This window comes from Sphingomonas azotifigens NBRC 15497, assembly GCF_002091475.1.
GTDB lineage: Bacteria > Pseudomonadota > Alphaproteobacteria > Sphingomonadales > Sphingomonadaceae > Sphingomonas > Sphingomonas azotifigens.
Genome location: NZ_BCTR01000110.1, coordinates 1 through 5,545 on the forward strand (window position 1 = coordinate 1; position 5,545 = coordinate 5,545).

Annotated in this window: 4 protein-coding genes; 3 read left to right on the forward strand and 1 reads right to left on the reverse strand. The window is 55.9% G+C overall.

Annotated elements, in window-relative coordinates:
* The 3 genes from SAZ01S_RS23880 to drt3b form a co-directional block, all read left to right on the forward strand.
* The coding region (locus tag SAZ01S_RS23880; protein WP_139810211.1) for a tyrosine-type recombinase/integrase at positions 1–1,121 on the forward strand (1,121 nt) is incomplete at its 5' end.
* 233 nt (positions 1,122–1,354) lie between these two features.
* On the forward strand, positions 1,355–2,653 hold the full coding sequence (gene drt3a / locus SAZ01S_RS22875; protein ID WP_218018162.1) for an antiviral reverse transcriptase Drt3a: 1,299 nt from the start codon (positions 1,355–1,357) through the stop codon (positions 2,651–2,653).
* A complete protein-coding gene (drt3b, locus tag SAZ01S_RS22880) occupies positions 2,646–4,583 on the forward strand; it encodes an antiviral reverse transcriptase Drt3b (protein ID WP_084584636.1) in 1,938 nt (645 codons plus the stop codon). The genes drt3a and drt3b overlap by 8 nt, the downstream gene beginning before the upstream one ends.
* A 362-nt stretch (positions 4,584–4,945) precedes the next feature.
* On the opposite strand, the gene SAZ01S_RS22885 is transcribed toward drt3b, so the two are convergent.
* Entirely contained in the window at positions 4,946–5,161 is a 216-nt protein-coding gene (locus tag SAZ01S_RS22885; RefSeq protein ID WP_139810212.1) for a helix-turn-helix transcriptional regulator, read from the reverse strand.
* Positions 5,162–5,545 lie beyond the last annotated feature (384 nt).

The window sequence follows — 5,545 nt, forward strand, 5'->3', positions numbered from 1 at the left end:
GGTTCGACGGCAAGGAGAAGCTGCTCTCCTTCGGCCGCTATCCCGATGTCAGCCTTGCAGAGGCGCGGCTCCGCCGCGCCGAGGCCAGGGTGGCGCTGGGGCAGGGCAGGGACCCAGGCGCCAGCAACAAGTCGCCGGTCGGCAAGACCTTCGAACAGGCGGCGCGCGCCTGGCACGAGAACCGCGAGGACAATCTCGACGAAGGCCATGCCAGGCGGCTGATGACACGGCTCGAGCGCGATGCCTTTCCCGTGCTTGGCGATCGGCCGCTTCGGTCAATCACCAGCGCAGACGTGCTGGCCGTGGTCCGGACCGTGGAAGCGAGAGGCGCGCTCGACGTCAGCCGGCGGATCAAGCAGCATGTCAGCCAGATCTATCGCTTCGCAATGCCGCAGGGCTGGGCCGATCAGGATCCGGCGGCCCATCTCTCCGACCTGTTGAAGCCGAAGCCGCGCGTGCGGCACATGGCACGAGTGGGGCTGCAGGAACTGCCGGCGCTGGTGCAGGCGATCGATAGCTACGATGGCGAGGAGAGCCCCCGGCGGCGTGCCGTCACTCGTGCAGCGTTGCTGTTCACGCTGCTGACCTGGGCACGTACCAACGAGACGCGGCTCGCCCGCTGGGACGAATTCGAGGGTCTCGACGGGCCGGAGCCGCTTTGGCGCGTGCCAGCGGACAGAATGAAGATGGGGCGCGAACACATCGTGCCGCTTTCGCGTCAGGTCGTGTCGCTGCTCGAAAACGTTCGGAGCTATTCGTCGGGCGCCTACGTCTTTGGCGGTGACAAGCTTGGCCAGCCCATTTCCCAGAATACCATGATCTACGGTTGTTACCGCATGGGATATCGGGGGCGGCAGACCGTCCATGGCTTCCGCGGGCTCGCCTCGACCTGGGCCAACGAAGCCGAGCGCTATCGATCCGATTGGATCGAGATGGCACTTGCGCATGTCGATCGTGACGAGGTGCGCAGCGCCTATAACAGCGCGCTGTACCTTTCACCCCGCAGGCGCATGCTGCAGGATTGGGCCGATCACGTGTTCGGCTTCTTGAAGCAAGTTAGCGACGCGCCCCACCGCAACGGTCTCGAATCGGCTCATACGGCGCTGGCATCCGCCTGCTGACAAGCTTCGGATCAACGATAGGCTGCCGCAGCCAATAATGCCCAGGGGGGCCGGTCACGACCAACTCAAGACATCGGCGTCGCTGATTTTAGCGTCAGCTTCTTCTGGAATTCGCCATTTTGGTCGAGGAGACCGGCCGGTCAGCTAACCACAGCAGGTTATCCAAATAGACCCTTCCGCCCCTTTGCTCCGCGCCGATGTTTTGGCAGAACGTCGAAAGGGGAGGCGGTAAAATGTTTTGGGAGGGAATTTTCACGTTCAAGCGCCTCTCGCGCTTAGTTCGTTCAGGTGACAGCCAGCGCTTCGGCTTGGAACTTGAGAAAGACGGCGAGACGATAGTCGGTCAGATCGCGACGAACGCCGCTGCGCGCCTAATCTCGATGAGTGCCTTTGTGACCGCTAAGGTCAAAAAAAAGGACTGCGTTGCCTATAACGCCTATCCGGAAAATCTCGTTCTCAGAGCTATTGCAAACTATATCGCGCGAAGATTCAAGGTAATCACTTCGAGCCGTGACCGCATAGTTAGGGGCGTGACTGAGGCACTTTATGATCGGACGCCAATCTACGTCATTCGCCGCGACCTGTCGTCCTTTTATGAAACAATCCCTTTGGAGCCGGTTCGAAGCCGCCTGCTATATGATACGGCGATAAGCCGAACGATCCGGCATTACCTCAAAGAGTTCTATGACACTCACTGCGCCGGAAAGACACATGGCCTTCCGCGGGGCATTGGTTTAACCACAATCCTCGTTGAACTGGCGATGGAGCCGTTCGACCGAGACATCAGAGCTATTCCTGGAGTCTACAGGTACTTCCGATACTCCGACGACATGCTAATCTTTGCTTTTAAAGATCAGGCGGGGGTCGCAAAGAAGATCGATGATGCCATTGCTAATCTGCCTGGAATGAAATTCAACGCATCGAAATCTGACATGAAGTCGTTTGATGGCGAGATGAACCCATTGGACGCCAAGAAACAGCCCATCCCTGCGCCGTCCACCGCTAGTTTTGATTTTCTGGGCTACAGTTTCAAAGCCGAGCAACGTGTCCGTCGAGACAAGCCACGTGTCGTTTGGCTATCTATCGCTGAGAAAAAGGTCAAGCTCATTAAGACCCGTATTTTTTTAAGCTTAAAGGCTTTTGAGGAGAACGGCGACAGTCAAGCTCTAGTGGATCGCCTTTGCGTTTTAAGCGGAAATTACAGGATAAACAGGCGGGGGGTTCACGCCATTCGCAGATCACGCTTCATTTATGCAGGAATCTATTACAATTACTGGCGATGTGGTGAGTACCGTAACGGCAACCATGTCCCGACGACTCCGGATTGCCTCAGCGACATCGACAATTTTATGCATGGCTTCCTGAGTGGAAAGGCTAGCCCATTCGGCGCGAAAATCGCGGCGACGCTGACGCCAGCTCAGAAGGCTCGACTAAAGAGATTATCGTTCGCGCGAGGCTTTGAGGGGAAGCGGATGGTCCGCATCCCCTTCAATCGCTTCTCCAAGCTAAAGGCGATCTGGCGAAATGCCTAATTCTATACCGAAAAGCCTCGCCAATCGAAGCATCCTTACCGAGACACTCCCCTACGAAGTGCCGGTAATATTTTCGAACGATCGGTTACATTCAGCGCTTTCGGCAACCATGCCACCTGCGATTCAAAAGCTGTGGCGCAGGATCATAGATCCCCACGCTAAATACTCGATTCCTTACAACTATGAAATCGCGAAGGATGATACTCGCAGCACCACCTTGAGCATCATTCATCCTCGCGTCCAAGGGATGATCGCCAATTTCTATGAAATGCATCACACAAGCATGCTGAGCCACTGCTCAAACGATAGGATGTCTCTGCGTCGGCCAATCGCTCTCGCATCTCCCTACGTTGCAAGCGATACCGTCGATGAGGAAGGAAAGCTCAAGCTGGGGGTGGCACAGCTTTTAGTGGACGAGGATCAGCCAGACGTTTCGCACCTGCCGTCCTATTTCGCATACGGAAAATACAATCTCCTAAGCAGGTTTTTCGAATCCCGCGAGTTCATTCGCCTTGAAGGAAGATATCTAAAGCTGAGAACTTTGGATATTTCGAAGTGCTTCTATAATATATATTCGCACACGATTGGTTGGGCCGTAAAGGACAAGCCGACAGCCAAAGACTTTGTTGGATCTTACACGTTTGAGTCCACTTTTGATGGATTGATGCAGCAGGCAAATTACAATGAAACAAACGGCATTGTCGTCGGGCCGGAGGTTTCAAGGATATTTGCCGAGATAATATTGCAAAATGTGGATGAAAAAGTGGAGGCGGCGCTAAGCAAGACGGGTCTAGCTCTCAACCGGCATTATGATGTTCGGAGATATGTCGATGACTATTTCGTATTCGCAAACTCTGATGATGTTTTAAATCAAGTTGAGTCTGCAATTTGCCGCGAACTTGAACGATACAAATTGTATTTCAACGATAGCAAGCATACCACTACAACTAGGCCCTTCGTCACCCCGCTTTCCTTGGCCCGGCAGGAAGTGGCGGCGCTGCTTCGTGAAGTTCGATCCGCCCTTTATGAACTTTTGCGGTCAGCCGATGCGGCGACTGGAGCCCGGCATCACAGGAGACTGAAAGGCGTTCTGTCTGAAATACGTTATGTTGTCTCAAGATACAATGTTACTTACGCTAACATCAGCGGGCGTGTCATGACGTTGCTGAAGGCAGTCGCACGGCGAGCAATCCGCGCGCTTCGGCAAGAACTGCCAGGCGACTTGCGTCCTCTGGTGGCGGATGTCGTCGTTTCGATGTTAGAGCAAGCTTTTTACGTGTGCGCGATCGATCTAAGGGTACGAAGCACCTATTCTATTGCGCAATTCTGCTTGCTTATCCAAGAAAATGGGGCCCTCTTCTCGGAGGAGCAACAAGACCTGATAAATCATGTGATTATGGATCAATGCTCAGCGATCATCCGAGCCTACCGTGCAAGGTTGGGTGATAAATTCGGTCAGGCGGATACCGTCGAAATATTCAATTTGTTGATCTGCGGCGCTTTGTTCGTCGGAGAGGACTTTCTTCGATCGTCGGAGGTGAAGATGACGCTAGAAGCGTTCATGTCACACAAGCGCATAACATATTTCGCCTTCATAACTTTGAAATTTTGCTATTTGAAGGACCAAGCGCAGTTCCAGGCCCAGCTGGACAAGGTGAATGCTTTAGCCTTGGAGCGGATAAGGGCCGAGGATGTCGATTTGGCACGAGATGCCGAAGAGTACCTGATGCTAAATGATTGGATCTCGTCGCCGGATGTGCTGGCCAAGGACAAGCGTGATATTCTGAACGAACTATTTGATACTAATTCATTTGGGGAAGCGGGGACCAAGGAGTTGACGAAATGGGTGGGGTTCGTCGATTGGACCGGTCTCAGCGTCCACCACCTGCTGGCGAAAAAGGAGTTGCGGCCGGTTTATGCGTGGGGCTAGGCAGAGATGTCGGCATCCTCGCCCGCACTGGCGCAAGCTAGTGATAACGAGGCCCTAGTTTAAAGTCGCGAGACTGGCGACTAGCGTCACGGGCCGCAAGGCACACACGTCGCGGGGATGTCGGCATAGCCCCGCGTGATTCAATTAGATTTGGTCTTTCCTGTATCGGCGCGAGCATTCGGCAGGAGATGCCGGAAACCTCGCAAATGTCGGCTCCCGCTGGAAACCGACCTTCGCCGTGAGGTTTGCGATCGACCGCAAAGTCCCACGTGCGGCCGAACAGCGGACGGGTTTACTATCCGAACCAGTTGGCCGTGGCGGAGGATGGGGCGGCACCGTGTGAAAGGCCGTCGGGAGCCTCGTCATCCCGCTTTGCGATTGGCAGCGTCATAGGACATCGGGTTATCCAGCCAATCAGCGATGGCGGATTCCCGCCAGCCCATGCAGCGAGTGCTGATCTGCGTGTTCTGGGGAAACGTGCCGGCTTCCATCTTCCGATAGAGGGTGGACCGGGTTAGGCCGGTGCGTTCGAGCACGGTCTTGATCCGGAGAATGCGGTCTGGCGGGTCGGGTTGGATCTGCATTGCGATCACCTTGCATCGTGTGAGGGTTGGTGGAGCGCTCCTGGGCAAGATTGCGCCGAGTGGCGGGCCGGGAAAAGAGCCTGGTTTGGGTCAGATGGGGCAACCTGGGGACTCCCGGCGGCCCGTCGTCGAAAAGGATAACCCTGAGGTTCAAGGCGGGGATGTCAGGGCGTCTCACGCCTTCGGCGTGACTGCGCTCGCACGCCGCTGGCGCGGCGCCGAGTCGGCCTAGCCGTCTCGGCCCTTCGGGTTTTGATCGCGGACGCGAGCGCCGATTCTGCGGATCGGGCCGGCAGGTGCCGGCAGCGGAACGCGGGTGAGGTGCGTGCGCTGGCGCACGCCTGCGGCGACACCAGGGCGCGCATGTTGTTGGTGCCT

Coding starts and splice junctions, on each gene's coding strand:
- drt3a (WP_218018162.1), top strand. CDS start 1,355: ATGTTTTGGGAGGGAATTTTCACGTTCAAGCGCCTCTCGCGCTTAGTT.
- drt3b (WP_084584636.1), top strand. CDS start 2,646: ATGCCTAATTCTATACCGAAAAGCCTCGCCAATCGAAGCATCCTTACC.